The sequence below is a fragment of the Streptomyces sp. NPDC091972 genome (assembly GCF_044756385.1).
GTDB lineage: Bacteria > Actinomycetota > Actinomycetes > Streptomycetales > Streptomycetaceae > Streptomyces.
Genome location: NZ_JBIVSV010000010.1, coordinates 283,776 through 310,207, shown reverse-complemented (window position 1 = coordinate 310,207; position 26,432 = coordinate 283,776). Strand labels below are relative to the sequence as shown.

Annotated in this window: 29 protein-coding genes and 2 pseudogenes; 17 read left to right on the top strand and 14 right to left on the bottom strand. The window is 70.0% G+C overall.

From position 1 onward, the window contains the following. Nucleotides 1–47: 47 nt before the first annotated feature. Nucleotides 48–890 (bottom strand): nitroreductase/quinone reductase family protein, encoded by an 843-nt coding sequence (locus ACIQJT_RS28560; RefSeq protein ID WP_402648258.1) that lies wholly within the window; start codon nt 888–890, stop codon nt 48–50. Between the two features lie 193 nt (nt 891–1,083). Between ACIQJT_RS28560 and ACIQJT_RS28555 the strand changes: the two genes are divergently transcribed. Genes ACIQJT_RS28555 through ACIQJT_RS28545 form a run of 3 tightly spaced genes read left to right on the top strand, consistent with a single transcriptional unit; the run spans nt 1,084 to nt 2,573 of the window. Further along, entirely contained in the window at nt 1,084–1,260 is a 177-nt protein-coding gene (locus ACIQJT_RS28555; RefSeq protein WP_402648254.1) for a hypothetical protein, read from the top strand. Nucleotides 1,261–1,262: 2 nt separating this feature from the next. Next, nucleotides 1,263–1,796: an HAD domain-containing protein gene (locus tag ACIQJT_RS28550; protein WP_402648252.1), complete on the top strand. Its 534-nt coding sequence runs from the start codon at nt 1,263–1,265 to the stop codon at nt 1,794–1,796. A 51-nt stretch (nt 1,797–1,847) separates the two neighbouring features. Beyond that, entirely contained in the window at nt 1,848–2,573 is a 726-nt protein-coding gene (locus tag ACIQJT_RS28545) for a class I SAM-dependent methyltransferase (RefSeq protein ID WP_365452416.1), read from the top strand. A 32-nt stretch (nt 2,574–2,605) separates the two neighbouring features. On the opposite strand, the gene ACIQJT_RS28540 is transcribed toward ACIQJT_RS28545, so the two are convergent. Together ACIQJT_RS28540 and ACIQJT_RS28535 are read right to left on the bottom strand one after the other, a co-directional pair. Next, on the bottom strand, nt 2,606–4,360 hold the full coding sequence (locus ACIQJT_RS28540; protein ID WP_402648248.1) for an ankyrin repeat domain-containing protein: 1,755 nt from the start codon (nt 4,358–4,360) through the stop codon (nt 2,606–2,608). Between the two features lie 40 nt (nt 4,361–4,400). Continuing rightward, nucleotides 4,401–5,141 carry a VOC family protein gene (locus ACIQJT_RS28535; RefSeq protein WP_402648246.1) on the bottom strand — a complete coding sequence of 247 codons (741 nt, stop codon included), beginning with the start codon at nt 5,139–5,141 and terminating at the stop codon, nt 4,401–4,403. Nucleotides 5,142–5,230: 89 nt separating this feature from the next. On the opposite strand from ACIQJT_RS28535, the gene ACIQJT_RS28530 reads away from it, so the two are divergent. From ACIQJT_RS28530 to ACIQJT_RS28515, 4 genes are all read left to right on the top strand, one after another. Further along, entirely contained in the window at nt 5,231–6,271 is a 1,041-nt protein-coding gene (locus ACIQJT_RS28530) for a hypothetical protein (protein WP_402648244.1), read from the top strand. A gap of 143 nt (nt 6,272–6,414) precedes the next feature. Further along, nucleotides 6,415–7,005 (top strand): helix-turn-helix transcriptional regulator, encoded by a 591-nt coding sequence (locus tag ACIQJT_RS28525; RefSeq protein WP_365452396.1) that lies wholly within the window; start codon nt 6,415–6,417, stop codon nt 7,003–7,005. A gap of 69 nt (nt 7,006–7,074) precedes the next feature. Beyond that, nucleotides 7,075–7,752 (top strand): hypothetical protein, encoded by a 678-nt coding sequence (locus ACIQJT_RS28520; protein WP_402648239.1) that lies wholly within the window; start codon nt 7,075–7,077, stop codon nt 7,750–7,752. 144 nt (nt 7,753–7,896) lie between these two features. Further along, the gene (locus ACIQJT_RS28515; protein ID WP_030318102.1) at nt 7,897–8,235 is read left to right on the top strand and encodes a DUF2516 family protein; all 339 of its coding nucleotides are present in this window, start codon (nt 7,897–7,899) and stop codon (nt 8,233–8,235) included. Between the two features lie 45 nt (nt 8,236–8,280). On the opposite strand, the gene ACIQJT_RS28510 is transcribed toward ACIQJT_RS28515, so the two are convergent. The 3 genes from ACIQJT_RS28510 to ACIQJT_RS28500 all read right to left on the bottom strand — a co-directional run bounded on the left by ACIQJT_RS28510 (nt 8,281) and on the right by ACIQJT_RS28500 (nt 12,136). After that, the gene (locus ACIQJT_RS28510; RefSeq protein WP_402648236.1) at nt 8,281–9,588 is read right to left on the bottom strand and encodes a PP2C family protein-serine/threonine phosphatase; all 1,308 of its coding nucleotides are present in this window, start codon (nt 9,586–9,588) and stop codon (nt 8,281–8,283) included. Between the two features lie 276 nt (nt 9,589–9,864). After that, on the bottom strand, nt 9,865–10,941 hold the full coding sequence (locus ACIQJT_RS28505; RefSeq protein WP_402648233.1) for an NlpC/P60 family protein: 1,077 nt from the start codon (nt 10,939–10,941) through the stop codon (nt 9,865–9,867). A 373-nt stretch (nt 10,942–11,314) separates the two neighbouring features. Further along, nucleotides 11,315–12,136: a class I SAM-dependent methyltransferase gene (locus ACIQJT_RS28500; protein WP_402648230.1), complete on the bottom strand. Its 822-nt coding sequence runs from the start codon at nt 12,134–12,136 to the stop codon at nt 11,315–11,317. 312 nt (nt 12,137–12,448) lie between these two features. Here ACIQJT_RS28500 and mshA point away from each other — a divergent pair, with 312 nt between their 5' ends. Continuing rightward, on the top strand, nt 12,449–13,789 hold the full coding sequence (mshA, locus tag ACIQJT_RS28495; protein WP_053853226.1) for a D-inositol-3-phosphate glycosyltransferase: 1,341 nt from the start codon (nt 12,449–12,451) through the stop codon (nt 13,787–13,789). After that, nucleotides 13,782–14,282, top strand: a complete 501-nt coding sequence (locus tag ACIQJT_RS28490; RefSeq protein ID WP_402648228.1) for a YbjN domain-containing protein — start codon at nt 13,782–13,784, stop codon at nt 14,280–14,282. Before mshA ends, ACIQJT_RS28490 begins: the two co-directional genes overlap by 8 nt. A gap of 38 nt (nt 14,283–14,320) precedes the next feature. Here ACIQJT_RS28490 and ACIQJT_RS28485 read toward each other — a convergent pair whose 3' ends face one another. Beyond that, entirely contained in the window at nt 14,321–14,824 is a 504-nt protein-coding gene (locus ACIQJT_RS28485; protein ID WP_402648225.1) for a hypothetical protein, read from the bottom strand. 9 nt (nt 14,825–14,833) lie between these two features. Continuing rightward, a complete protein-coding gene (locus tag ACIQJT_RS28480; protein ID WP_402648222.1) occupies nt 14,834–15,682 on the bottom strand; it encodes an AraC family transcriptional regulator in 849 nt (282 codons plus the stop codon). Nucleotides 15,683–15,731: 49 nt separating this feature from the next. Here ACIQJT_RS28480 and ACIQJT_RS28475 point away from each other — a divergent pair, with 49 nt between their 5' ends. After that, nucleotides 15,732–16,157, top strand: a complete 426-nt coding sequence (locus ACIQJT_RS28475) for a DUF2000 family protein (protein WP_402648220.1) — start codon at nt 15,732–15,734, stop codon at nt 16,155–16,157. A 39-nt stretch (nt 16,158–16,196) separates the two neighbouring features. Here ACIQJT_RS28475 and ACIQJT_RS28470 read toward each other — a convergent pair whose 3' ends face one another. Next, nucleotides 16,197–17,456, bottom strand: a complete 1,260-nt coding sequence (locus ACIQJT_RS28470) for an MDR family MFS transporter (RefSeq protein WP_402648217.1) — start codon at nt 17,454–17,456, stop codon at nt 16,197–16,199. Nucleotides 17,457–17,619: 163 nt separating this feature from the next. Between ACIQJT_RS28470 and ACIQJT_RS28465 the strand changes: the two genes are divergently transcribed. Continuing rightward, on the top strand, nt 17,620–18,381 hold the full coding sequence (locus ACIQJT_RS28465) for a phosphoglyceromutase (protein ID WP_356464169.1): 762 nt from the start codon (nt 17,620–17,622) through the stop codon (nt 18,379–18,381). A gap of 86 nt (nt 18,382–18,467) precedes the next feature. On the opposite strand, the gene ACIQJT_RS28460 is transcribed toward ACIQJT_RS28465, so the two are convergent. Beyond that, nucleotides 18,468–18,635 (bottom strand): hypothetical protein, encoded by a 168-nt coding sequence (locus ACIQJT_RS28460; protein ID WP_388171387.1) that lies wholly within the window; start codon nt 18,633–18,635, stop codon nt 18,468–18,470. A gap of 536 nt (nt 18,636–19,171) precedes the next feature. Beyond that, a pseudogene (locus ACIQJT_RS28455) lies at nt 19,172–19,774 on the bottom strand (tyrosine-type recombinase/integrase); the annotation flags it as partial. Between the two features lie 253 nt (nt 19,775–20,027). Between ACIQJT_RS28455 and ACIQJT_RS28450 the strand changes: the two are divergent. The 4 genes from ACIQJT_RS28450 (at nt 20,028) to ACIQJT_RS28435 (ending at nt 22,640) form a co-directional block, all read left to right on the top strand. After that, complete coding sequence (locus ACIQJT_RS28450) at nt 20,028–20,543, top strand: hypothetical protein (protein ID WP_402648214.1); 516 nt, start codon at nt 20,028–20,030, stop codon at nt 20,541–20,543. A 248-nt stretch (nt 20,544–20,791) separates the two neighbouring features. After that, on the top strand, nt 20,792–21,106 hold the full coding sequence (locus tag ACIQJT_RS28445; RefSeq protein WP_402648211.1) for an immunity 53 family protein: 315 nt from the start codon (nt 20,792–20,794) through the stop codon (nt 21,104–21,106). A gap of 260 nt (nt 21,107–21,366) precedes the next feature. Further along, nucleotides 21,367–21,897, top strand: coding sequence for a hypothetical protein (locus tag ACIQJT_RS28440; protein WP_402648208.1), 531 nt, complete (start codon nt 21,367–21,369; stop codon nt 21,895–21,897). Between the two features lie 233 nt (nt 21,898–22,130). Then, nucleotides 22,131–22,640: an SMI1/KNR4 family protein gene (locus tag ACIQJT_RS28435; RefSeq protein ID WP_402648206.1), complete on the top strand. Its 510-nt coding sequence runs from the start codon at nt 22,131–22,133 to the stop codon at nt 22,638–22,640. A gap of 825 nt (nt 22,641–23,465) precedes the next feature. On the opposite strand, the gene ACIQJT_RS28430 is transcribed toward ACIQJT_RS28435, so the two are convergent. Then, complete coding sequence (locus tag ACIQJT_RS28430; protein WP_402648204.1) at nt 23,466–23,732, bottom strand: DUF6959 family protein; 267 nt, start codon at nt 23,730–23,732, stop codon at nt 23,466–23,468. 305 nt (nt 23,733–24,037) lie between these two features. Between ACIQJT_RS28430 and ACIQJT_RS28425 the strand changes: the two genes are divergently transcribed. Beyond that, the gene (locus ACIQJT_RS28425; protein WP_402648201.1) at nt 24,038–24,409 is read left to right on the top strand and encodes a GIY-YIG nuclease family protein; all 372 of its coding nucleotides are present in this window, start codon (nt 24,038–24,040) and stop codon (nt 24,407–24,409) included. Nucleotides 24,410–24,674: 265 nt separating this feature from the next. Here the strand turns inward: ACIQJT_RS28425 and ACIQJT_RS28420 are convergent, their stop codons facing one another. After that, nucleotides 24,675–24,950 (bottom strand): ribosomal protein L7/L12, encoded by a 276-nt coding sequence (locus tag ACIQJT_RS28420; RefSeq protein ID WP_402648198.1) that lies wholly within the window; start codon nt 24,948–24,950, stop codon nt 24,675–24,677. 37 nt (nt 24,951–24,987) lie between these two features. Then, nucleotides 24,988–25,591, bottom strand: a pseudogene (locus ACIQJT_RS28415) (tyrosine-type recombinase/integrase); the annotation flags it as partial. Nucleotides 25,592–25,935: 344 nt separating this feature from the next. On the opposite strand from ACIQJT_RS28415, the gene ACIQJT_RS28410 reads away from it, so the two are divergent. Next, a complete protein-coding gene (locus tag ACIQJT_RS28410; protein WP_402648196.1) occupies nt 25,936–26,421 on the top strand; it encodes a DUF4265 domain-containing protein in 486 nt (161 codons plus the stop codon). The last annotated feature ends 11 nt before the right edge of the window (nt 26,422–26,432 follow it).

Genomic DNA, 26,432 nt, shown 5'->3' with positions numbered 1-26,432 from the left:
GCGGCCGCCCGAGGGTGTGCCCAGGTGGCGGCCGCCCCGCCGGTTGATCAGACCCCGCCCAGCAGCGGGAACAACTGCGCCTCCTCGTACGTCAGATGGGCTTCGAGTTCGGACGTGAGGCGGTCGACCTCCCCGCGGACGGTGTCGAGGTCCGGGTCGGCGAGGGTCTTCCTGAGCTCGGCGACCAGCGTGGCGATGTGTTCGTGTTCGGCGCGCAGCCGGTCCAGGGCGGGGGCCGCTTCCGGGTGGCGGTCGGCCAGGAAGGGGAACATCACCGTGTCCTCGCCGGTGTGGTGATTGTGCAGGCCCTGGCAGAAGGTCAGGCAGTTGACGCGGAGTTGGGCGCCGAGGGTGGTAGTGCCTGACTCCATCTCCCTTCGGATCAGCGCCAGTTCGCGGCGGAACGCGTCGTGGACGAGTCTGATGGCCTCCGCGGGGGAGGAGGCGTTGATGTTCGGCGGGCCCGGGCGGGCGATCTCGTGCAGGGCGATCACCGGCAGGACCCGGTCGGTCTTCTCCTGGTACCCGGCCCAGCCTCGGTCCGACTCCACGGCCCGCGCGAAGGCCCGGTCCCGTTCCTCGCCGGCCAGGACGACCGCCTTCGCCTCGTACGTGAACACACCGTTCTCCACGGTGACGTGAGGGTGCGCGAGCAGGTTGCGGTACCAGTCGGGGTGGCGGGGCGAGCCGCCCGCCGAGGCGATCACGAGGATGCGGTCGCCGCCGTCGGGGAGGTAGCCGACGGGTGTGGTGTGCGGGGCGCCGGTGCGGGCGCCGGTGGTCGTGAGGAGGATCAGACGGCCGCCCTCGAAGGGGCCGCCGACTTGGCCGTGGTTGGCGCGGAACTCGTCGATGATCCGCTGGTTGAAGTTCTGTACGGGGTGGGGCACTCTCTCTTCTTTCTCTCGCTGGTCTTCATGGAGGCGAAGGCGGAGAGAAAGGGGCGGGCTCCTGGCCCTCCCCCGCACTCGGTTGCGTTCGAGCGGGGGGACCCCCAGCGGCCTCACTCAGAGGCCGGGCACCCAACTCGCTCACGGCACGCGGCCGACCCGGCAGTCATACCCGCACGGTAACGTCCGGGGCGTGACCGAGACCAGCGAGTTTGCGGACGTTCCCCCGACCGCCCCGACCGCTCCGGCCGATCCGCTCGGTCGTGAGCGGGCCCTGGATGTCGGGATCCGGCCGCTGCGGGGCCCGGGGCCGGCCGGCTCGGGGGCTGGTACCGACGAACTCCTCGCGGAAGGCGGGGCCGAGGGCTGAGCGTGCTTCTCTTCCTCGACGTCGACGGGACCTTGCTGCCGTTCGGGGCGGCGGGGTCGTATCCGCTGTACGAACCGGCCTTTCCGCGGCCGGATGCCGTCACCGGCCGGCCGTCACCCGAGGCCGGCGCTTCGGCCGACCACCCGCTGCTGCCCCGCGTGAATCCGGCGCTCGGGGCACGTCTGACCGCGCTCGGCTGTGCACTGGTGTGGGCCACGACCTGGGGCGAGGACGCCGACACCGTCCTCGCGCCCTGGCTCGGGCTGCCCCGGCTGCCGTGCGTGGAATGGCCGGACCCGGCGGGTGAGGACGACGAGGAGCGGACCGGGCTGCACTGGAAGACCCGCCCGCTCGTCGCCTGGGCCGCCGGACGGCCGTTCGTGTGGGTCGACGACGAGATCACCGACGCCGACCGGGCCTGGGTGGCGGCCCAGCACCCCGAACGGGCTCTCCTGCACCGGGTCGAGCACCAAGTCGGGATCGGCGACGGCGACTTCGCGGTGATCGAGGAGTGGCTGGCGGGCGGAGGACGGTGACCGGGCGATATCGAGTGGTCGTCCGGGCCGCGCTGTCCTACGGTCGCCCGCATGGCTGACGAAGGGTTCACCCGTCCGCGGCTCGCCGCGATCTACGACGCGCTCGATCCCGATCGCAGTGACCTCGACGCGTACGTCCGCATGGTGGAGGAGTTCGGGGCCCGGCGGGTGCTGGACGTCGGCTGTGGGACCGGGGTGTTCGCGCTGCTGCTGGCCGCGCGGGGCGTCGAGGTCGTCGGGGTCGATCCCGCGCTGGCCTCGCTCGACGTGGCCCGCGGGAAGCCGGGGAGTGAGCGGGTGCGCTGGATCCACGGGGACGCGTCCGAACTTCCTCCACTGCGCGTGGACTTGGCGACAATGACGGCCAACGTCGCCCAGCAGATCGTGGGCGCGGAGGCCTGGCGGGGGACCCTGCGGGGCGTGTACGCGGCGCTGCGGCCGGGTGGGCGGCTGGTGTTCGAGACGCGGGATCCCGCGCGGCGGGCCTGGGAGGAGTGGAACCGGGAGGCGTCGTACGCCGTGACCGACGTGCCCGGTGCCGGGGTGGTGGAGAGCTGGGTCGAGGTCACGGCGGTGGAGGGGCAGTTGGTGTCCTTCCGGTGGACTTATGTGTTCGCGTCGGACGGGCGGGTGCTGACCTCGGACTCCACGCTGCGGTTCCGGGAGCGGGCGGAGGTCGAGGCGGAACTGGGCGCGCGGGGGTTCGTGGTGGAGGACGTACGGGACGCGCCGGATCGTCCGGGCAAGGAACTGGTCTTCGTGGCCCGGCGCGCCTAGGGGTCTCCCGTCCGGGGCCGCCGGTGCGGTGGTCAGCGTTGCAGTCGGGTCGGCAGGGGGACCCAGCGGCGGGGTGCCTGGCCGTCGACGGCGTCCCGTCCGTCGGTGATTTGCAGGCCGGCCGCGGCGCAGCAGTAGGCGAGGATGTCGGCGCCGTAGGGGAAGTCGTGCCCGCGCTGCCAGAAACGGAAGGTCCAGTAGGCGGCCGGGTCCGAGGCGTGCGGTCCGATGCCGATCTCGTCGGACGCGACGATCTCGCCGTCACGGGCCAGGGTGCCGAAGGTGCCGCCCTTGGGGTTGAAGTAGACCCCGTAGGCGGTGGTGCCCGCGGATATCGCGCGCAGTACGGCGTCGTCGCTCGGCATGAAGCCGGCCTGGGTGATCACACAGCCGCCGGGGGTGCCGTCGACGCCCCGGACGCCCACATGTCGCAGGGACTCGTCGTAGTCGCCCGGGTCGAAGGGCCCGTGGTCGGGGTCGGTCTTCGGGCAGTGGGCGGGATCGGCACCGAGCCGCCGCAGCAACTCGTCCTCCCCGAGACCCCGTACGAAGCAGACGCCGAGCCCTTCGGTCCATATGGGCTCGGTGCCGAAGGCGGCGATGAGCGCGTCGGCCGCCTGCTGGGCGGCCACCTCTTCAGGCGGCAACTCCACCGCGCCCGGCAGGTGCCGGACCAGCGGGGCGAGGGGCGTGGTCAGCAGCAGCCGGCCCGGTGACCAGGGTCCGGCCTGCGGGGTCCACACGTCCGCCCCGGCGTCGATCAGTGCGCGCACCGTGGCCTCGTCCATGCTGTGCACGGCGTGCCAGAGCGGGGTGTGGTCCTCGTCGTCGCGCACGTCGACGTCCGTGACGTGGGGCAGGAGCGCGGCCACCGCTTCCGCCGAGCCCTGTTCCGCCGTGAGGTGCAGCGGGGTGGCGCCCTGCCATCCGACGCGGGCGTCGGGCGGGGCGCCCGCCGCCAACCGGGCCCTGACGAGGGCGGCGTCGCCCCATTCGCCGTAGCCCATGCGCTGCCAGTCGGGCCGCGGTACGTAGCGCTGCCGGGCTTCCTCCGCACGCCGCAGAGCTTCGCGCTGACGTCGGTCGAGGGGCGGTGCGAGGAAGGCCGGCGGTCCGCCGACCTCCATCATCGCGAACGAACCCGACGGCTCCTCCCGGTCCGGTGGCCGGAGGCCGGGCCAGACCTCGACCGCGCTGCCCGCGGCGGCGCGGAGCGCGTCCGCGTCGACCGGGGTCCGGGTCTCGGGCACGCCCTTGTCCGGCCACTCGACCACCAACTGCGCCCGGCCGGGCGGGGGAAGCTCCGGCAGATACAGGTCGACGTCCGTCTTGAACAGGGATCTGTGGGAGTGGTGCAGGCCGGTGTCCAACGGGATCAGCCCGGTCGCCTGCTCGGTCGCCGCCTCCCGCGCCTCCCCCTGTGGTCCGGTGTACGGGATCCTGCGCGTCACCGTGCCGTCCAGCGAGGTCACCCGCCGGCCGTCGGAGAACAGCAGCCCCACCCGCAGCCCGGACTGCCGCCGCGGGTCCCCGCCCTGCCGGCGGACCCTGCGGAACACCGACAGATGCAGGGTGACCGACTGCGGCCACACGGACCACCCCGTCACCAGGACGCGCGTCTCGGCCCCCGCCCCGACCACTTCGAGCTGTGGCAGCAGGGCGGGCGCCCAGCGGTCGACGGGCGGCGCGTACCGTCCCTCGTCCTCCCCCGGCGGCCGTAACCGCGCCAACACGTCCTGCTCGGCGGCCGGTTCCTCCGCCAGCACCAGATCATCGAAGAACCCCATGCGCCGAGCGTGGCACACGGCACTGACAACGCCCCGCGCGTCAGGAACGGGCGAGGACGCAGAACTCGTGGCTCTCCGGGTCGGACAGGCACGTCCACGGGACGTCGCCCTGGCCGAGGTCGAGGTCGGTGGCGCCGAGGGCGTGCAGCCGGGCGACCTCCGCGGCCTTGTCGGCACCCGGGGACGGCAGCAGGTCCAGATGGACGCGGTCCGGCACGGTCTTCACGTCGGGCGTGCGGAGGAACTCCAGATACGGGCCGACCCCCTCGGCGGACCGCAGCACCGCATGGTCGTCGGTCACCTCGTGCAGGGTCCAGTCGATCGCCGCACCCCAGAACCGGGCGGCCTCCCGCGGGTCCACGCAGTCCGCGACCACGGCGGCGATCGGCCCGGTGTCCCGGTAGACCTCACGGGGCTCCAGCACACAGAACTCGTTGCCCTCGGGATCGGCGAGGACCGTCCACGGCACGTCACCCTGGCCCACGTCGGCGCGCGTGGCCCCGAGCGCCTCCAGGCGTGCGACCAGCTCCGCCTGATGGGCCGGGGAGGTGGTGGCGAGGTCGAGGTGCACCCGGTTCTTCGTCGCCGACTTGGACTCCGGTACGGGCACGACGTCGATCCCGAGGCCGACCGGGTCCGGCCACACGAGACCGCCCGCGGGGCCGACGTAGGTGGTGACACCGGGACGGTAGGCGCTCCACCCGAGCGCCTCCGCCCAGAACCGCCCGACCGCGGCCGCGTCGACGGCCTTGATGTTCACCTGCACGGGTCGCAGCACCATGGCGAGAATCCTATGCAGCCGTCCTGCGGGGGTGGGCGGCCCGGTTGCCGGTGCCGGAGTGTTCGCGGCTCGCCATAGACTCCCGCGCCATGGAGGAGATCTTCGAGCTAGGTGAGGTCCGTTGCCCCTCGGGGACCCTGGTCGTCATCGACGGCGGTCATCTGGGTCTGTGGAGCGGAGAGCGGTCGCCGGCGGAGATCGACCCCGCGCTCCTCGGTATCGAGGACGCGGCCCTGGCCGACGACGTCCGCGCCGCGGTCGACTTCGCCGTGGTCGGTCCTGACGCGGCGGCAGCGGCCCGGAGCTTCGACCGGCAGCCGGGCGTGATGCTCCATGACATCCCCGCGTCCGGGGCGGCCGAGCTCGGGGATCGGTTCGCAGAACACTGTCTGGCCGCCGGCCTGGACGCCCGCCTGGAAGCGTTGCCCGGTCGCGAACCGCATGCTCGACGAGTACGCCGGACCGCCGCTGGAGGCGGTGGCGGGTTTCTGATGTTCGGGGTGCCCGTCGTCGTGGTGGGCGGCGTGCCGCGCGACCGTTCTCTGCCGGTGCTGGCCTCGCGGGTCGACTTCGGCGACGGGGTGGGGCCGCGCTGGGCGGAGGTGGCGGTGCGGACGGGCGACGCGCCGGTGGAGTCGTCCGTGAAGCTCGGTGTCGTCGGAGTCGACTGGGCCCGGCTGCTCTTCGGTGATGCCGACGCCCTCGACGCCTGGCAGCACGAGGAGCCGGTGGACGGCTTGGCCGACGTCGCGTTCTGGGGCGCTTCCGCGGACGCGGCCGCCGCCACGTTCGCGGCACCCGAGCTGGGCGAACCCGGTGAAGAGGGCGTCCGCGGCTGGCGCGGGCTGCCGGTGCCGGAGGCCGTGGAGAAGGCCCGCGCCCTGCTGCGGTGGAAGGAGGGGAACGGCGGACGCATGGTGGTGGACTTCCGGCCGCATTCCCACCACTGGGAGGTGATGCGCCAGGTCCGCGCCTCCGAAGCGGAGGCCGGCACGGTGGACATCGGTGACGCTCGGCTCCTGTGCGCGATGACGAGTTGGGGCGACGGGTACTTCCCGGTGTACGCCGACCTCGATCCGTCGGGCGCCGTTCTCGCTGTGCGGGTGAGGTTCGCCGACCTGCCCCGGTAGTCCCGTGGACCGGTCTCGCACGGGAGCTTCGCGGCGGTGTACGCCAGTCGGGGGAGCCGGGGTGACGCGGACGGGGAGTGGCATGGCGCACTATTGCAAGCGAATGCTTGCAATAGTTAGCGGGAGTGGTGCACAGTGGGGACATGGCATCGCTCAACGTCGGCAATCTCGGTGAGTACCTGCGTGACCAGCGCCGCAGTGCGCAGCTCTCGCTCAGGCAGCTCGCCGATGCCGCCGGGGTGTCGAATCCGTATCTGAGCCAGATCGAGCGCGGGCTGCGCAAGCCGAGCGCGGAGGTCCTCCAGCAGGTCGCCAAGGCCCTGCGGATCTCCGCCGAGACGCTGTACGTGCGGGCCGGCATCCTCGACGCCGAGCGCGACCGGGACGACGTGGAGACACGTGCGGTCATACTCGCCGATCCCACGCTCAACGAGCGGCAGAAGCAGGTGCTGCTCCAGATCTACGAGTCCTTCCGCAAGGAGAACGGCTTCGAGATCGCCCCGCCGGACGCGGCCCCCGCGCCGGGCGACGGACAGAGCGACCGGTCGGACGACCGTACGGCGGACACCGGAGGCGACCTCCGGGACACCGACGTCCCGGCCGGGGGCGCCCCGGACGGTGACACCGCCGTACGGGAGGCGCGCCGGCCCCGTACCACCCGCAAGCCCCGCAGCACCCGTACGTCCCCCAAGACCGACGGCGACGACGCCGACCCGCAGCAGACGGCCGGATGAGCCGTCGCGCCGACAGGCGGCGCGGGACCCAAAACCCTCATCAGCAAGCGACCCGGGAGGACCATCACCATGGCCATCACCGACGACATCCGCAAGGCCGTCAAGGACCCGACCCCGCTCTACTTCCTCGCCGGCGCCGGTGACCTGGCCCTCCAGGAGGCCAAGAAGGTGCCCGGTCTGGTGGAGCAGCTCCGCGCCGAGGCGCCGGCCCGGATCGAGGCCGTGCGCGGCACCGACCCCAAGGCGGTCCAGGAGAAGGCCCAGGCCCGTGCCAAGGAGGCCGGCGCCAGGGTCAAGGAGACGCAGGTCACCCTGCAGAGCAAGGTCGGCGAGTTCCTCAGCAGCCTCGACGGTGACCTGAAGAAGCTCGGCAGCACGATCGACGCGGACCTGAAGAAGCTCGGCGAGTCCGCCCAGGACCTCGCCCTGCGCGGTGTCGGCGTCGCCGCCGAGTACGCCGTCAAGGCCCGCGAGACCTACGAGAAGGTCGCCGAGCACGGCGAGCAGGCCGTCAAGACCTGGCGCGGCGAGGCCGCCGAGGAGATCGAGGAACTGGCGATCGCCGTCGAGCCGAACGCCGAGCCGGGCGAGATCAAGACGCCGGCCACCACGACCCCGGTCGCGAAGCCGGCCGCGGCCGCCACGCCCGCCACCCCCGCCGCCTCGGCGAAGAAGACGGCTCCCGCCGCCAAGAAGGCCACGCCGCGCAAGACCAGCACGGCGAAGAAGATGCCGCCCGCCAAGTAAGGCACCGCGGAACAGGTCACGACACCGGGCCGGGCACTTACCGAGTGCCCGGCCCGTTCTCCGGGTAGCGACCTTGCGGGAACGGGTACGGTGACCGCGTAATCGCGAAATGACGAGCCGAGTCAGGTGGTGGACGTTGTGCTGATGCAGGGGTTCGCAGGCTTCATGTGGCTGCTGAGCATGGCCCTGATCGTTTTCAGCGGATTCGCGCTGTTCGACGCCGCCATCCGCCGTGAGGACGCCTACCGCGCGGCCGACAAGAAGACCAAGCCCTTCTGGCTGATCATCCTCGGACTCGCCTTCGTGGTGAACCTGATCTTCAACATCCTGTCGTTCCTGCCGATCATCGGCCTCATCGCGACGATCGTCTACATGGTCGACGTACGCCCGGCGATCCGCGCCCTTCCCGGCGGCGGCCGCAGCGGCCGGGGCCGGGGTTCGAGCAGTGACGGCCCCTACGGCCCGTACAACGGCGGCCGCTAGGAGGCCGTACCCCGCGGCCGGCCACGGCACGGCCCGCGAGGCGGTCTACCGCTGGCCCTCCCGGTCGAGCAGCAGGACCGCCACGTCGTCCGCCAGTTCGCCGCCGTTGAGGGCCCGCACCTCGTTCACCGCGGCCCGCAGCAGTTCCTCGCCGCGCAGCCCCTCGGAGAGCTGGCGGCGGATCATGGACACCATCCCGTCCTGTCCCAGCCGCTCCCCGCCCTCCCCGACGCGCCCCTCGATCAGCCCGTCGGTGTAGAGCATCAGGCTCCACTCGGCCCCCAGCTCCACCTGCATCCGAGGCCAGCGCGCCCCCGGCAGCATCCCGAGCGCGGGGCCGTTGTTGTCGTACGGCAGCAGTTGTGCGGGCCGCCCCGGCCGGGCCACCAGCGGTGACGGATGCCCGGCGAGGCACAGCCCCGCCCGACGGCCGTCCGGCGCGATGTCCACCGTGCACAGGGTCGCGAAGATCTCGTCGTCCGACCGCTCGTGCTCCAGCACCTCCTGGAGCGTGCCGAGCAGCTCGTCCCCGCACAGCCCCGCCAGGGTCAGCGCACGCCAGGCGATCCGCAGCTCCACGCCGAGCGCCGCCTCGTCGGGGCCGTGCCCGCAGACGTCACCGATCATCGCGTGCACGGTCCCGTCGGGAGTCCGTACGACGTCGTAGAAGTCACCGCCGAGCAGGGCCCGCGACCTGCCGGGCCGGTACCGCGCGGCGAACCGCAGGGAGGAGCCCTCCAGCAGCGGTGTGGGCAGCAGGCCGCGCTCCAGGCGCCGGTTCTCCTGCGCCCGTACCCGTCCCTCGGCGAGCCTGCGCTCCGCCGTGTCGGAACGTTTCCGCTCCACCGCGTACCGGATCGCCCGGCTCAGCAGCCTGCTGTCCAGCTCGTCCCGGAACAGGTAGTCCTGGGCACCCACCCGCACCGCCTCGGCGCCGCGCTCGGCGTCGCCGGACGCGGTGAGGGCGAGGACGGCGTGCCGGGGCGCGAGCTCCAGGACGTGGCGCAGGACGGCGAGCTCGTCGTCGTCCGCGGCACGGCCGGGCGCGGGCAGCGCGAGGTCGAGCAGGATGCAGTGCACGTCATCCGTGAGCAGCCGCTCCGCCTCGGTGAGGTTGCGGGCGGTGCGGACGCGGATGGGCCTGCCGGCCGAGTCCAGGAGCTCGGGGACGACCGTGGACCCGCCGGGATCGTCCTCGATCACCAGCAGGCTCAGTTGGGTGGCGGCGTTGTTGTCGACCGTGGCTTCCTTGCGCGGGGCTTCTTCCTTGGAGGGGTCGTCCTGGGGTGCGGCCGGCGCCTGACCACTCTCCACGGCCGGGATCGCTCGCTGCCGCGGTATGGGTACGGGCATCGTCTTGGATTCCTTCCCTCCCCCCGAGGGCTGGTGGGGCGAGGGACCTCGATCCACCGACGGGGACCATAGCGGGTGCCGGGCCGGTAAAGGAATGGCGTGAGACACGCCCCTGGGCCGGTGGCCACTGTCATATGCCGCGTTATCCACCGCAGTTGGACAGGTGACGGGTGGTGCGGGAATGACGAACGTCACGTCCACGGCAGGTTTGTGGAGGCGTCAGGGGTGCCCCGCGTCACATGACCCGGATCTCACCGGGTTGTCCGGCGGCGACGCTCAGGCGTCCGGCCGTACGACTCCGAGGATCGGCATCGAACCCGCGCCGGCGATCGTCACCGTGCGCCCGGGGCGCGGCGCGTGCACGATCGCGCCGTCGCCGAGGTACATCGCCACATGGCTGGCGTCGTCGAAGTAGATGACGAGGTCGCCGGGCCGCATGTCCTTGATGTCGACGTGCTCGAGCCGCTTCCACTGCTCCTGCGAGGTGCGCGGAATGGGCTTGCCGGCGCTCGCCCAGGCCTGGGAGGTCAGTCCGGAGCAGTCGTACGAGTCCGGGCCCTCGGCGCCCCATTCGTACGGTTTGCCGACCTGTGTCGTCGCGTAGGCGACCGCGGTCTTCCCGGCCTCGCTGGCCTTGCCGCTGACGTCCTTGAGGACGCCGGAGTCCAGCCAGGCGGTCTGCGCCCGGTGGGCGGCCTGTTCCTCCAGTTCGGCGAGGCGCTCCTTCTCCTCGGCCTCCAGCCGGGACTCGAGCCTCTCGGCCGCCGCGATCTGCCGCTCGACCTTCTTCTTGGCCGCCGCCTTCGCCTTGCGATTGGCCTCCAGCCTGGTCCACTGGGCGGAGGCGTCGTCGGCGTACTGCTTCAAGTCCTGCTGGGTCCGGGTCAGTTCGGCGATGAGCGCCTTGGTGGCGCGCTGGCCCTGGAGGACGCGGCCGGTGGCGTCCAGGAACTGCTGCGGATCGTCGCTCAGCATCAGCTCGGCCTCGTCCGGCAGGCCGTTGGTGCGGTACTGGGCGGCGGCCGCGGCGCCCGCGCGGGCCTTCAGTTCCGCCAGCTTCTCCTGCGCCTTGACGATCTTCTGGGCCAGCGCGACGATCTGCGCCGACTGCTGCTCGGCCTTCTCCTCGGCGGCGTTGTAGGCGTCGGTGGCGACGGCCGCGTCGTGGTAGAGCGCGTCGAGCTGTCTGCGTACGGCCTCGATGTCCTTGTTGGTCACGGCCGTCGAGGGCGAGGCGGTGGGGGAGGGGGTCGGGCCGGGGGCGGCGAAGGCGGTGGCCGGTGCCGCGAGTACGGCTGCCGCGCCGATCACGGTCACGGCCGTTGCGATCAGACCGCGCTTGCCCGTTCCCATACCTTGCCCCCATAACTGATTTACCGTCAGTAACTTACGGTGCTCGGGGGATCGTGCCACGTCATGGCCGAAAGCGACAGAGGCATGAGTGCCTGGCGCACCCCGCCGCGATCCGGCGCTCCCCGATGCCTCCCCCTGTCCCCGCCCCCCGAAGACGATCTCCCGGTCATTGTGACGAACGACTCACACGGATCGTTCCCCGCAGGTCAGATGGGGAGTGGGGCGGGTCTTCGGCTGGGCGGGCGCGGCACGGGGCTGTGGGTTCGGTGTGCCTTCGCCTCGCGGCCTGCTGTGCGCCGGGGTTGGCGCGTCTCGGCCCCACGGCCCGCCCTGCGTTTAGGGGTTCACGCACCCCGCGACCCACATCCCCCACTCACCCCTCACCCGGCGCCAACGCCCCCCATGTCACCGTCACTTCTCCCTGGCGCCACCGTGAAGGGCCGTCCGCCACCGGCCAGTCGGCCGTCAGGGACCGTGCCGTCCGGATCCACCGCTGCCGGGCGCCGTAGGACGCGTAGGGGGCGGCGGCTGCCCACGCGCGGTCGAAGTCGCGCAGGAAGCGGTGCACCGGCTCGCCCGGTACGTTGCGGTGGATCAGGGCCTTCGGCAGTCGTTCGGCGAGGTCGGAGGGGCGTTCCAGTGAACCCAGCCGGGTCGCGAAGGTGACCGTCCGCGGCCCCTCCGGGCCGAGCGCGACCCACACGTGCCGGCGCCCGATCTCGTCGCAGGTCCCCTCGACGAGCAGTCCGCCGAGCGACCCCCGCACCGGGTCCGCCGGGGTCAGCCGGGCACACAGCCGTGCCCATACGTCGGCCACGTCGGCCTCGTCGTACTGGCGCAGCACGTTCGCCGCCCGGATGAGCAGGGGGCGCTGGGGGAGCGGGATCTCGAACCCGCCGTGCCGGAAGACGAGCCCGTCCTGTTCGTAGGGCCGGGCCGCGGCCACCCGGGCCGGGTCGATCTCGATGCCGACCACGCGCGTGCGTGGAGCGTTCTCGCGGAGCCGGGCGAGCAGTTCGACGGCGGTCCAGGGCGCGGCGCCGTACCCGAGGTCGACGGCGACCGGATCCGCCGCCCGGCGCAGCTCCGCTCCGTGCGTGGCCGCGATCCAGCGGTCCATGCGGCGCAGCCGGTTGGGGTTGGTCGTCCCGCGCGTGACCGTGCCCACAGGGCGGGAGGCGGCGCGGGATGTCATGCCTACGAGGGTATGCGGCGGGAACCCGTATCACCGCGGGCCAGGCGTCCGAACCCGGTGGACCGTGCCACACCTGACCGCACGCCTGACCGCACACCTGGCCGCACTGACCGCCTGTCGACCGCACCACCCGACCGCACCCGCCCCCCAACCCACCGACGCCCTCGCCCCTCGAACGGTTGAGCGACATTCGGTAATACCTCGGCAAAAACCCCGCCGACCGGAATGGGAATGTCTCCCTCCGGTGTTGCCGCCCTTGGAGGGTGTCCCACGCCCTCCGTCCGGCATGCCCGCTGCAAGGAGGAACGCCACGTGAGCCAGTACGTCAGCAGGCTCCAGCGTCGCTCCCAGGCCGCCGTGCCCCACCGGCTGCGCCTGCACCGCCGCCCCCGCCGCGTCGCCATGCTCTCCGTGCACACCTCCCCCCTCCACCAGCCCGGCACCGGCGACGCCGGCGGCATGAACGTCTACATCGTGGAGCTCGCGCAGCGCCTCGCCGCGATCAACATCGAGGTCGAGATCTTCACGCGCGCGACGACCGGCGGCCTCCCGCCCACCGTCGAGATGGCCCCCGGCGTCCTGGTCCGCCACGTCGACGCGGGCCCCTACGAGGGCCTCAACAAGGAGGACCTCCCCGCCCAGCTCTGCGCCTTCACGCACGGCGTGATGCAGGCCTGGGCCGGCCACCGCCCCGGCCACTACGACCTGGTCCACTCGCACTACTGGCTCTCCGGCCACGTCGGCTGGCTCGCCGCCCAGCGCTGGGGGACCCCGCTGGTGCACGCCATGCACACCATGGCCAAGGTCAAGAACGCCAACCTCGCCGACGGCGACACCCCCGAGCCCGCCGCCCGCGTCATCGGCGAGACCCAGATCGTCGCCGCCGCCGACCGTCTCATCGCGAACACCGCCGAGGAGCGCGAGGAACTCGTGCACCACTACGCCGCCGACCCCGCCAAGGTCGCCGTCGTGCACCCCGGTGTGAACCTCGACCGCTTCCGCCCGGCGGACGGCCGTGCGGCGGCCCGCGCCCGGCTCGGTCTGCCGCAGGACGCCCTGATCCCCCTCTTCGCGGGCCGCATCCAGCCGCTGAAGGCCCCGGACGTCCTCCTGCGCGCCGTGGCGGTCCTGCTCGACCAGCGCCCCGACCTGCGCTCCCGCATCCTCGTGCCGGTCGTCGGCGGCCTCAGCGGCAGCGGCCTCGCCAAGCCGGAGGGCCTCCAGAAGCTGGCCTCCCGACTCGGCATCGCGGATGTCGTACGGTTCCAGCCGCCCGTCGGCCAGGAGCAGCTCGCCGACTGGTTCCGGGCCGCTTCCGTGCTGGTCATGCCCTCCTACAGCGAGTCCTTCGGCCTGGTCGCCATAGAGGCCCAGGCGGCCGGCACCCCGGTGCTCGCGGCGGCGGTCGGCGGGCTGCCGGTGGCCGTGGCCCACGAGCGGACCGGGTTCCTCGTACGCGGACACGATCCGGCCGCCTACGCGCGCGTGCTGGGCGACTTCGCCGACAACCCCGCGCTCACGGCCCGCATGGGCGAGGCGGCCGCCCGGCACGCCCGGTCCTTCGGCTGGGACACCGCGGCCGCGGCGACGGCGGACGTGTACGTGGCCGCGGCACAGTCGTACCGGCGTCACGTACGCTCGCTGCATGGCTGACGAAGAGAAGGCAGCGCAGGTCATCGAGGGCGTCCTCAAGGACACCGAGGTCGAGTGGGAGAGCCCCGCACCCGGCAACTACGTCGTGCAGCTCCCCGGCACCCGCAAGCTGAAGACGACCGTCTCCCTCCTCGTCGGCCGCCACTCCCTGTCGCTGAACGCCTTCGTCATCCGCCACCCCGACGAGAACGAACCCGGCGTCCACCGCTGGCTCCTGGAGCGCAACCTCAAGCTGTACGGCGTGAGTTACGCCGTCGACCGGCTCGGCGACGTCTACGTCACCGCCAAGCTCCCGCTCTCCGCGGTCACCCCCGACGAGGTCGACCGCCTCCTCGGCCAGGTCCTGGAGGCGGCCGACGGCAGCTTCAACACCCTGCTGGAGCTGGGTTTCGCCACCGCCATCCGCAAGGAGTACGAGTGGCGGGTGGCCCGGGGCGAGTCCACGCGCAACCTGGACGCGTTCGCGCACCTGACCCAGCGTGCGGAGGACTGACGCCGGGTCGTCTCCGGGTGGGCTCCGTCGCTCTGCGCCTAGCGGCGCGGCAGTGAACTGGAGGGCTGTGGCTCGCTGGTCGGCTCGTGGCCCGGGCCGGGGTCCTCGGGCGCGGCCGGCTTGTCGAGCTCGTCCGCGAAAGCCCTGAGCGCGTCGGCGAGTTCCTTCTTGGTCGGCAGTTCGTCGACCTTCCTGTCGAGTTCGGCGATGCGCCGGTTGAGCTCCTCCAGCTCGCTCGGCGTGGTGGGTCCCTCGGTGGGCTCCTCGGTGGGTTCTTCCGTGGGCTCGTCAGGAGACGTGGAGGTGGGGCTGGGGTCGACGCCCCCGGCGGTGCCGCCGCTGCCGCCGACCGTGCCGCCGTCACCGCCTCCGTCCGTGCCTGCGTCCGGCGGGAGGGTCTCCGACACACTCGTTCCGGCGGTGGGCTCGTCGTCCGAGCTCGCTGCGATGGCGCCGCCCACGCTGAGGGCGACCAGCGTGGCCGCCCCCGCGGCGGCCACGCAAAGACGTCTGAACGGCAAGGAGTTCTGTCTGTCATCCATGCCGTGACGCTAACGCGCGCCGATCACCGGACGGACGCCTTCCGTGGATCTCCCGGCACTGGTCCGGTAGCGCCCCGGCGTCACCCCCACCAACCGCTTGAAGTGCCGGGTGAGATGGGCCTGGTCATGGAATCCGGTGAGCGCGGCGACCTCGGCGGGCCCCTGTCCCGCGAGCAGCAGACGCCGGGCCCGGTCGACCCGCCGCGAGGTCAGGTACTGGTGCGGCGCGATGCCGTACGCGGCACTGAACGACCGTACGAGATGCGTCGGATGGGCCTGTACGACCCCCGCCGCCTCCTCCAGAGACAGCCCCTCCACGACCCGCTCGTCGAGGAGTTCGCGCAGGCGGCGGGCGAGGGCGGGGTCGCGGCGGGCGGGCCCGTCGTGGGACGGCGGCCGCAGCAGGGCCCGGAGCCGGTCGCCGATGAGCGTCAGTCTGCTCTCCGCCTCGAACTCCTCACCGGGCCGGGTCAGCGCGGTGTGCAACTGCCCCACCCGCCGCCGCAGCAGGGGATCGCGCAGGTCGGGACCGTCGACGGCGGCCCCGATGAGCTCGTCGCCGAGGTGGGTGCGGTCGAGGTAGAGCACCCGCTTGCGGAAGCCGTCGGGCGTGGCGGGCGAGCCGTTGTGCGGGACGTGCGGCGGCAGCAGCGACACGGTGTCGTCCGGTGTGCCGTGCTCGTGCCGGTCGAGGTCGTACCGTACGGCGCCGTCGTCCACGATGAGCAGCGTCCACGCCTCGTGCACGTGCATCGGGTAGGCGTACTCGGTGAAACGGGCGTGGAAGACCTCGGTGACGCCCGGAACGGCGGGTCGCCACGCGGTGACTTCCTGCGCGGGCATGGTCGGTGCCGCCATGCAAAGAACGTACAAGACGGGGCCGTACGACGCCCGCCAGTCTCAGCGTATGAACGATGAACCCATCCGCTTCGACACCAAGATCGCCGTCCTGCTGCGCGAGGACCTGGAGACCTGGCAGCGCCTGAACGTCACCGCGTTCCTCGTCAGCGGCCTGGGCACGCAGGCCCCCGAGGTGGTCGGCGAGCCGTACGAGGACGCCGACGGTGTGCCCTACCTGCCGATGTTCCGGCAGCCCGTGCTGGTCTTCGAGGGCACGAAGGAGACGCTGAAGGCGGCCCACGCGCGCGTGCTGTCCCGTTCGCTCCCGCGCGCGCTCTTCACGAGCGACCTGTTCGCGACGGGCAACGACCGGGACAACCGCGCGGCCGTACGGGCGGTGGCGACGGAGGAGCTGGACCTGGTGGGCCTCGCGGTGTACGGCCCGCGCAACGCCGTCGACAAGGTGCTCAAGGGCGCGCGGATGCACCCGTGACGGGACCGGGACCGGGTCCGGCGCCGGGTCCGGCGCCGATCAGGCCGCCCCGGCCTCGGCGGTCGCGGGCTGCTCGGGTACGACGGTCCCGGTGGCCGTCTCCCGGGACAGCCGCCGCATGAGGGCGGCGTAGCCCACCGCCGCCACCGTCCCGACCACCGCGCACAGCCCCCACAGCCACTCCGCCCCGAACCGGTCGATGACGAATCCGGACATCAGGGGCGCCACCAGGGCGGCGACCGACCAGGACAGCGTGTACATGCCCTGGTAGCGGCCACGGCCGTGGGTGGGGGAGAGGCGGACGACGAGCCCGGTCTGGGTGGGCGCGTTGATCATCTCGCCCAGGGTCCACACGCACACGGTGACGGCGAACAGGCCGACGGACCCGGCGAAGGCGGTGAGCCCGAAGCCGTATCCCGCGAGCAGGGACGACACCACGAGGAGCCGCTGCGGGTCCCGGTCCTGGATGAACCGGGTCACCGGGATCTGGAGCGCGACGATGAGGACGCCGTTGAGGGCGATGGCCAGGCCGTAGTCGGCGGGCGTGAACCCGGCTTCGCCCATCGCGACCGGCAGCCCGATCGAACCCTGCTGGAAGATCACGGCGACCAGGAAGGACAGCCCTACGACGCTCATGAACCGCCCGTCGCGCAGGACGGTGCCGAGGCGGACGTCGTCGGTGGCCGCCGCGGCCTTCTCCGTGCCGGGCCGGGACTCGGGCAGCCTGAGGAAGACGACGACCGCGCAGACGGCGGTCATCCCGGCCTCGATCAGGAAGCCCGCGAGGTAGCTGTACTCGGCGATGAACCCGGCGCCCATGGAGGAGACGGCGAAACCGAGGTTGATGGCCCAGTAGTTGAGGGAGAAGGCCCGCACCCGGTCCTCGGGCCGCACGATGTCGGCCATCATCGCCTGCACGGCCGGCCGGGAGGCGTTGGAGGCCATGCCGACGAGGAACGCGACGGCGGCGATGGCGACGGGGTGGTGCATGAAGCCGAGCAGCGCCACGGAGGCGGCGGTGGCGGACTGCGCGACCAGGAGGGTGGGCCGCCGCCCGAGCCGGTCGGTCATGACCCCGGCCCCGATCGACGAGACGACACCGCCCAGCCCGTGCAGCGAGGCGACGAGACCGGCGTAGGAGGCGGAGTAGCCGCGGTCGAGGGTGAGGTAGAGGGCCATGAAGGTGGCGACGAAGGCACCCAGGCGGTTGACGAGGGTGCTGGTCCACAGCCACCAGAACTCGCGCGGCAACCCGGAGACGGTCTCGCGGGTGGCACGTCTCAGGGCGGCGAGTGGCATGGCGGGTCCCCCACGGTGGCTCTACGTAAGTAAGTGGCTCTGACGGCAGGCACAACTTACGAAGGCGAGGTCGGGGCGGGCCACTCAATTAACAGATCCCGTCAACCGTCCGTCTGTCGAGCGGGCACCACCGCGACCGAAGGCTTGGATTACGCTCATACGCATGGCCGACGCACCGTACAAGCTGATCCTCCTCCGCCACGGCGAGAGCGAATGGAACGCGAAGAACCTGTTCACCGGCTGGGTGGACGTCAACCTCAACGAGAAGGGCGAGAAGGAGGCAGTCCGCGGCGGCGAACTCCTGAAGGACGCCGACCTCCTGCCCGACGTGGTCCACACGTCCCTCCAGAAGCGCGCGATCCGCACCGCCCAGCTCGCCCTGGAGTCCGCGGACCGCCACTGGATCCCGGTCCACCGCTCCTGGCGCCTGAACGAACGCCACTACGGCGCCCTCCAGGGCAAGGACAAGGCCCAGACCCTCGCGGAGTTCGGCGAGGAGCAGTTCATGCTGTGGCGCCGCTCCTACGACACCCCGCCCCCGCCCCTCGAGGACGGCACGGAGTTCTCCCAGTCGGACGACCCCCGCTACGCCACGATCCCCCCGGAGCTCCGCCCCCGCACGGAGTGCCTCAAGGACGTCGTCGTCCGCATGCTCCCGTACTGGTACGACGGCATCGTCCCCGACCTGCTCGCCGGCCGCACGGTCCTGGTCGCGGCCCACGGCAACAGCCTCCGCGCCCTGGTCAAGCACCTGGACGGCATCTCCGACGCCGACATCGCGGGCCTGAACATCCCGACGGGCATCCCCCTGTACTACGAACTCGACGCGTCCTTCAAGCCGGTGACCCCCGGCGGCAAGTACCTCGACCCGGAGGCAGCCGCGGCAGCCATCGAGGCGGTCAAGAACCAGGGCAAGAAGAAGTAAGCAGCATTGAAGAAGCCCCCTACCTGCGGTTTTTCCGGCAGGAGGGGGCTCTTCTATGCGTTGGGGCCGTGTCTGGGCCGTCGTGGTCAGATGCGGTGCAGCCTCACCCGGACCGACACGAGGAACGCCAGCGGGAGGACAGCGACGGGTTCGGCGCCGACCCACATAGCAAGGGTCGAGCCACCGAGGCCGATCAGCCCGAGCGGCAGCTCACGGGGGATGAGGTCGATACGCAGACCGCGTCGTGGCACCATGGGTTTCTCCGTAGGACGCATGACTTCTCCTATATCAGCGGTGAATAAGCGTGCCGACGGGTGAGGGGCCGCTCATGCCCGTGAGCGGCCCCTCTTCTTCTCTCGACGGCACGCTGGACTTTAGCGACCCAATAGAGGGAGTAACAAATCCCCAGCTAAAAGCCGTCGAGGTGGTCGTATGCTTCCAGTTTCACGGCATCGTGATCATGGTGTCATCGTGACGCTGGCACCTACGAAAATTCGTAGGTGACCCGCTTGCAGGCGAGCGGCCTCGTCCGGCGATAGGGACACACTCCTATCGTGTGGGTCAGGAGACCAGGAGCGTTGGTAGGCAGGTGAGGTGGGTAGATGGAGCCCGGCCGTGATTACTCGCCCGGTAATGTTGCGGCGGGTGGAAAGTTCACGTGTGGTGATTCCAAATGCTAGCTTCGGTAATTTGCGGCGGGTGGAAATTTCACGTGTGGTGATTCCAAATGCTAGCTTCGGCAATGCTGCACGGTAAGACAGGCAGGCGCGTGCGCTGTATGGAATCCTCATCAGGCGAACACGGCAGCAATCGCCTTGCGGGTACGCTCCTGGCTGGACGGCATGAGGTGTGGGTAGACGCGAAGTGTCAGGCCGGGGTCAGAGTGACCGAGGTACTCGGCGAGGGCCTTGATGTTCTCCCCAACGTCTAGGAGCACCGAGGCGTAGAAGTGCCTGAGGGCATGCATGCCGTTCTCTCGGGATTCTGCGTACGGCCTACCTCGCTCCCGTTCGGGGATCACCCACGCCGAGGCCAGGGCCCGCTTCCGCGCCTCCTCGTTGAGGGACGTCCGCCAGACGTGCCCGCCGCGAGCCCCTGGGGAGATCAGTCGCTTGGTCACCGAAGGTCCGCCAGCGACTTTCCATGGCAAGGTGATTTCGACTGGCGGGAACCGCTTCATGTGCGCCCGGAGCGCATCTGCGACGGGCCCGGGAAGCGGTACGTCCCGGAGCTTGCCACCCTTCGGTGGTGCGAAGACGGCCTTGCTGCGGCTCAGCTTCAGTTGCTGGACCACGTGCAAGGTGCCCTCCTCAAAGTCGATCGCGTCGACCGCGACGGCGAGGATTTCGCCCTGTCGCAGCCCGCATCCGGCACCCAGGTCGACCATGGCCTGGGGCACAGCCCGCCGTCTCAGTTTCCGTCTCATTCAGCCCGGTTCACAGGAGTGCATCGAGGACCGCACACTGAGCTCGCCTCACGGTCCGACCTCCCATGAACGCAGGTGAACGACCCTGTACGCGGTCCGACAAGGCACCCCCACAGTTGGAAAGCGTGCGCCACGTGGGACAGCACCGGCTGGCCGCCGCTTCAGGCCATGTCCCCGGCTAGGGTTGCCCGGTCGTGGTCGGATGGGTGGAGGTAGACAAGTGCCAGGACTGGATGAGTTGACACTGTTGCTGGGCGCGCCGTCTCTGCATGCGCACGCCCCCACAGACTGGAGCGGAGTCGAACGCTACGTCGGGTCTTCCCTGCCCAGTGACTTCAAGATCTTCCTGGACTCTTACGGCCCCGGAGTCATCGCCGACGAACTCGTCGTCTTCCACCCGCAGGGGCGCACTCCGCTCCTGGAGCGCATGCACAAGATCCACGGCACCTGGACCGAGGCACGCTCTCAACATCCCGCCGACTTCCCTTACCCATTCCACCCACAGCCCGGCGGCCTCATCTCGTGGGGCTATGACTACGGCGGTGACGAGCACTTCTTCCTTCCGTGCGACCAGGATCCCGACAGTTGGAAGATCGTGACCATGGCCCATGAGGAAGGCTGCGAAGTTTTCGATGGACCGTTCTCCGACTTCGTCATCGCGTTCATGAACCGGCTACAAGTCATGGACGAGGCCGGCGACATCAGGGCCGCTGTCCCCAGCTTCGAGCCGTACTGAGCGGGCTGGTCGTTCGCGCCATCGCTTCGGCGGCCACGGAGCGCCCAGGCGCGCACCACAGGCGCACCAGATAAGACGGGGAACAGAGGGGAACCACGGTGAAAGCGGACCAGCCCGCAGAGGCCGCATACCGGCCGTTCGCCCAGGTCAGCGTTCCAATCGGCCCGAAGTGCCGCAGCTTCCCAAGCTGATGGCCCTTAGCCTTCTACCGCGTTCGCGCCAGACAGGACCTCGTACGATCAGCATCCATGACAGAGACAGGCGGAGAACTCGGTTGGTTGGAGCAGTGGTACCGCGCCCAGTGCGATGGTGACTGGGAGCACGAGTGGGGCGTTCGGATTGCAACGCTTGACAACCCAGGCTGGACAGTGGAAATCGATCTTGAAGAGACGCCCCTGTCTGGCTGGCCCTACGAGAGGGCGGCCATCCGGCGCAGCGACTCCGACTGGGTGATGGCGACGGTGTCGGACGAGGTCTTCCAGGCGTCCTGCGGTCCGCTCAACCTTGGGGAAGTGCTGCGCCTGTTCCGCGACTGGGCTACCTCGGTGAGCGACGAGCGTTAGCCAACGGGGCTCACAACCGGGCCTGGCCGTCTCAGTTTCCGTCTCCTTCAAAGTCGTTCAGTGCCGTTCAGACCAGACCTAGGGGTGCTGCCACAAAGGTGGCTGGTCACCCACGAACACTGGTGAACGCCCCTGTACGCCGCCCCGAGAGGCACCCCCACAGTTGGTAAGCGTGCAGGCCCGAGGGGTGAAGTGAGCCGGATAGGGTGCCGCCAACTGGCACCGCACGGGGCGGAACCTGTCAGGAGTGGGAGTGTGCGTTGCTGGTGGAGACCGAGAGGCAGCGGTGGCCGTTCGTGCCTCTTGTCGGCGTGGGGCCGCTGCGGTTCGGAATGAGTCGCGACCAAGTCGTTGATCAAGTTGCGGTGACACTGGGCGCCGGCCCGGAGTTCGAAACGCCAGGCGACTGGATCACGTTCAGTGACCCGAACTCCTTCGCGCGGCCATTGACGACGTACTTTTCAGCGGCCGGAGGCCTTGCCTGTGTTGCTGTCGACGCACGCCATGGTCCACAGGTCACGTTGGGGCATCTGAGCTTGGTGGGGCAAGTCCCTTCCAAGCTGGAAGAGGAGTTCAGCGACCACATGAGTGCCCAAGGGTTGGACGAAGCCATCAGGTACTCGCAGTTCGGCGACCTCGGTACCGATGCTCTGGGAGTCGTTCTCCGCGCGCAGCGCGTTGGTGACGTCGTTCTGAGCCGACCTGTCTTCGTGGTCCGGGAGTGGGCGGACATGGTTTGGGACGCTTGGGAGGGGACGATCCCGATGAAGGAGTGGCACGTGTACTGCTGAGCAGCCTCGAATCTCGCGGGCCACGTCGAACAGCTCAGCACAACAAGCGCACCGGATCGAGCGGGGAATGGCGGGGGAGTCACGGTGTAGGCGACCAGGCTTCTGGGACCGCTCCGCAAGCGTTGGCCCAGGGCAGTACCTAAACGGCCCCCAAATGCCCCGCAGCCTCTCAAGCTCAGATTGCGTGCCGACGAGGCATCGACAGGAAGAGCAGTGTCACTAAACATTCTGGGGTGACTGACGACGAACTCGTCCTGACGGTACGTGCCCATGTGGCCGGCCGCGGATTGCCAGGCCCGGCGTCTGCTGAGGCCGTCGCCGCCTTCGAGGAGGTGGTGGGGCACCCCATGCCTGAGCTGTTGAAGCGGATCTATCTCGAAGTCGCCAACGGTGGCTTCGGACCGTGGCGAGCGGTGTCCCTGACTGAGACTGGCGACTGGTTCAGCGACTGCGCGGACATCACCATGGCGTACCGCGGATTCACCGGACCCGACGACGCCGTCCCCCCCCCCGGGATCGTCCCGCTGATGGACCGGGGCTGCGCGATGTGGACACTGATCGACTTCCGTTCAGCCGACGGACAGATGTGGGACTGGGACCCCAACCAGTGCTGCATCCGGCATGCCGCTGCGCCGATCGGACAATCCCTCGCACAGTGGCTCACCCAGTGGTTGCATGGCGCAGCGCACGAAGGCCCCTACCCCCTTCGCACACCGGCCGACTCCGAGTGCGCCAACCCGTGAGGCGGCCGACGGCCCCTCCCGGTTTCCGTCTCATTCAGCTACGTTCACCGTCGTTCAGACAGGGCCGCAGCTCCACCCCGGTGCGCGCGTCAACCGCCGATGAACGCAGGTGAACGCTGCTGTACTCACCCCCATGTCTCACCACCACAGTTGGAAGGCGTGTGGACGAGACACGGCGATCGTCACTCCGTGTAGGACCGCGTCAGCTTTACGAGCTCTGAGACGGACCGCAGGTGTCCTGCACGACCTTGGGGAGTAGGAGGCGGACGTCGAACTCTGTCCAGCAGTCCGAAATTTCGATGCCCACCTCTGCCCCGCACCGGCCGCACATCAGATTGGCGCCGGCCAAGCCGTCGGGGCGACAGCAACCCAACCGGCGAGCGGGGTCAGCGTGTGGTCGGAGCAACACGCCATCGAGAGGGTTGATGACGGCGGTCAGCCGCCCCTCAGAATTCGCCCCTTCGCTGGACTTGCCGCGCGGGGTGGGATCGAGCATGAAGGAGCCCCGGGGCGCTGTGGACGGCCCGTATGTGTAGTGCTCCCTGCCCGGGACGCGAGGCAGCGGCTGCCACTCCGCAGGTTGAAGGCTCGCTGAGAGCGGTGCATCACAACCCCGGCATTTAAAGACCGTGAACACCAGTCACCCCCAGGCTTGATCTCTCCACCGCTCGTACGCCAACGCTGCTGCCCAGGCCCCAGCTCGCTCGCTGCGGTACAGCAGCGAAGTACAGCAACCCCAGAGTCCGTCCCTGCCCAGTAGCGGCCGTGTACGGCCGTGCCGCAACCGATATGACCATCACCGACCAATCTCTGTAGAGCTACGGATCAGAAGGGGTGTCGCTCTCCGTGGGCGTCGAGAGCATCGGTGTAGCGCTGTAGCTTCGCCCCGAGTTCCGCCTGGAGGAGGCTTGCCGCTTGGCGGGCTTCCTCCAGATCGCCAGCCGCGCAGAGTTCGACGAGTTCGGCCACGTCAGCGGAGAGGATCTTGAGGGTGTCGCCCTGGACCAGGACTCCAGGAAAGCGACGGCCAGGCAGACGCACCACAGCGTCGTTGCCGGCGTCGGTGAACAGTTCGGCTTCCACTCGTTCCATCGGATCCCCGTCTCATTCAGCTTGGTTCAGGGCCGTTCGCAGCGCCCAAGCTCATGTCACGCAGCCGGAGGCGCTCTGTCAGCGTCGGCCAGTAGCCTGCGACGATCAACCGTGGCATGTCTGGAGGCTTCGTGGAGGCTACTGCTCTCGTCAGTCCTGTTCGGTTGTGGTCGGCACTGGAGGTCTTGGAGCGTCCGAGCCCTGTGCCGGGTACGGCAGGGGTCTATGGGTGGCACTTCAAGCAGCCGCCACACCCGGATCTGGAGGCTGGGCGCCTGCTCTACGTCGGGATAGCCCCGCGGTACATGGCGAACCGGACCAGCACGCAAAACCTGCGCAAGCGGGTGCGCTACCACTACAGGGGCAACGCGGCCGGCTCGACGCTGAGGCTCACCCTCGGATGTCTGCTCGGACTTGAGCTGCGCCGCGTGGGCAGTGGCAGGCGGATGACTTTCGGCAAGGCCGGCGAAGCCACCTTGACCCAGTGGATGGTGGACAACGCGCGGGTGTGCTGGATCGAGCGCAGCGAACCGTGGGGCCTGGAGTCGCAGCTCATCTCTCAGCTCGACCTCCCGCTGAACCTTGACCAGAACCGCCACAACCCGTTTCATGCTCGCTTGAAGGAGCTCCGGGCCCAAGCACGTCAGCAGGCACGGGAGTTGCCCATCAGCTCGTAGGCTGCTGAAAGGGTGGCGGGGCCGGCGCCTGGGCCGTCCCTGGGCCGTCCGAGGCCGCTCACCAGTGGCCAATGACGACCAACGACGACTACCAGGTGCACGAGCCCACCGCCCCCGACCAGCAAAAACCCAGCTCACCAAGACCCCGGACAGACCCAGGGCAAGAAGAAGTAACGAGATACCGGTAAGCCCCCGTCCTGCGAGTTCTTCGCGGGGCGGGGGCTTTTTGGTGGTCTTGGGCCGTCTACCGTCGATCTGGCCGTGATTAGTATTTCGGGAGGTCCGGCTCCGACCGTTCTCTCGTTTCTGCCAGGGCGCCCGCATCGCGGAGGGCCGAGACGGCTGCTGCCGCGTCCTCCTGGGGCACGCCGGCGAGAAGGACGGCGGGAGCCTGCGTTGCCAGGACCTTGCTGCGCCAGAGACTCAGTCCTGTCAGCCGGCGCACGACCTGAACGACGTCCATCATGCGGACGCCGGGGTCGGTGAGTACCACGTCGTGGGGCACGTCGTCGCACACCAGCAAGAAGTACTCGTCCGCCATGGTTCTCCCCCCCTTTCCGGTTCGGACTGTACGAGCCTCAGCCGTCACGTCTCGTCGTTTTGGTGGCGTCGAAGACAGCGGCCACGGCTTTGCGGGTCCGCTCCTGGCTAGAGGGCATGAGATGCGCGTAGACGCGGAGCGTCAGGCCCGGGTCCGAGTGGCCGAGGTACTCGGCGAGGGCCTTGATGTTCTCGGCGTACGGCTGGCCTTGCATCCGCTCGGGGATCACTCAAGCCGAGGCCAGTGCCCGCTTCCACGCCTCCTCGTTGAGCGACGTCCTCCAGACATGACCACCGCGCGGCCCGGTGAAGATCAGCCGCTTAGTCCTCCACGGCAAGGTGACCTCGACCGGCGGGAACTGGTTCATGTGAGTCCGGAGCGCATCTGCGACCGGATCGGGCAGCGGCACGTCCCGGAGCTTGCCAACCCTTGGGCGGGGCGAACACGGCCTTGCTCCGGCTCAGCTTGAGTTGCTGGACCACGTGGAGCGTGCCCGACGCCAAGTCGATCGCATCAACGGCCACACCGAGGATCTCGCTCTGTCGCAGTCCGCAGCCGCCACCTAGGTCGACCATGGCCCGGAACCGCTCCGGCATGCCGGCCCGGACGGCGAAGGCATGCCAGGTCGTGCGGGGAACCACGGGGAAGGGCGGGGACCAGGTTGCCGACCAGTCAGCTTCCGTAGCCTCTCCGTCGCAGGTCAGCCGAGACCCGCCCGTAGAAGACCCAAGCTTCCCAAGCCAAGGGCTCAGGCACCGCCATACGGGGTGGCCGCCTCCCGGCCTGCTCTGGTTGACGGCACCGGCAGCGTGTCGGAGACCGGTGGAGGTGCAGCGAGGCATACGCGCGTTTGGTTGGTCGGCGCACCCGCCAACGTGGCCGACTGTCGTCGGCAGAGGCGCAGACGACTCATGTCCAATGCTGAGCAGACGTCTTCGATCACCCACCCTCGGCCGGTGCGGCAGGACTGTGCATGCTGGGCACCATGACGAACCCCGAGGGCCCGTACGTGAAAGTGCAGTTCCGGCTTGAGGTTGAGGACGACTGGCCCCCGGCGTCGGTGGAGAGCCTGTGGGCGGTCGACCAGGGCGACGGCACCGCACGGCTCGACAACATCCCCTGGTTCGTGCGATGCATTGCTTGCGGGGACATCGTGGCCACCGAGCCTGACGAGGAGGGCGTGCGATGGGCCGGCGAGGTGGTTCGGCGCTCTGAGAACTGCACCATCCGCCTCATCGTGTTGCGTGACAGCGGCTCGGGAGCCGCGCGGCAGAGCGTGATCAACGCGTTCAAGGAACTCGGCGTCGATGGTGAGGGCATAGAGCGGTTCGGCATGGTCGCCCTGGACATTCCACCCACCGCAGATCTCACCAAGGTGCAACAGTTGCTCAACCACGGCGTCGCCAAGGAGTGGTGGGACATGGAAGAGGGGTGCATCACCGCACAGTGGCGGGCTGCCTCCGTCGGCTGACGCCGTTCATG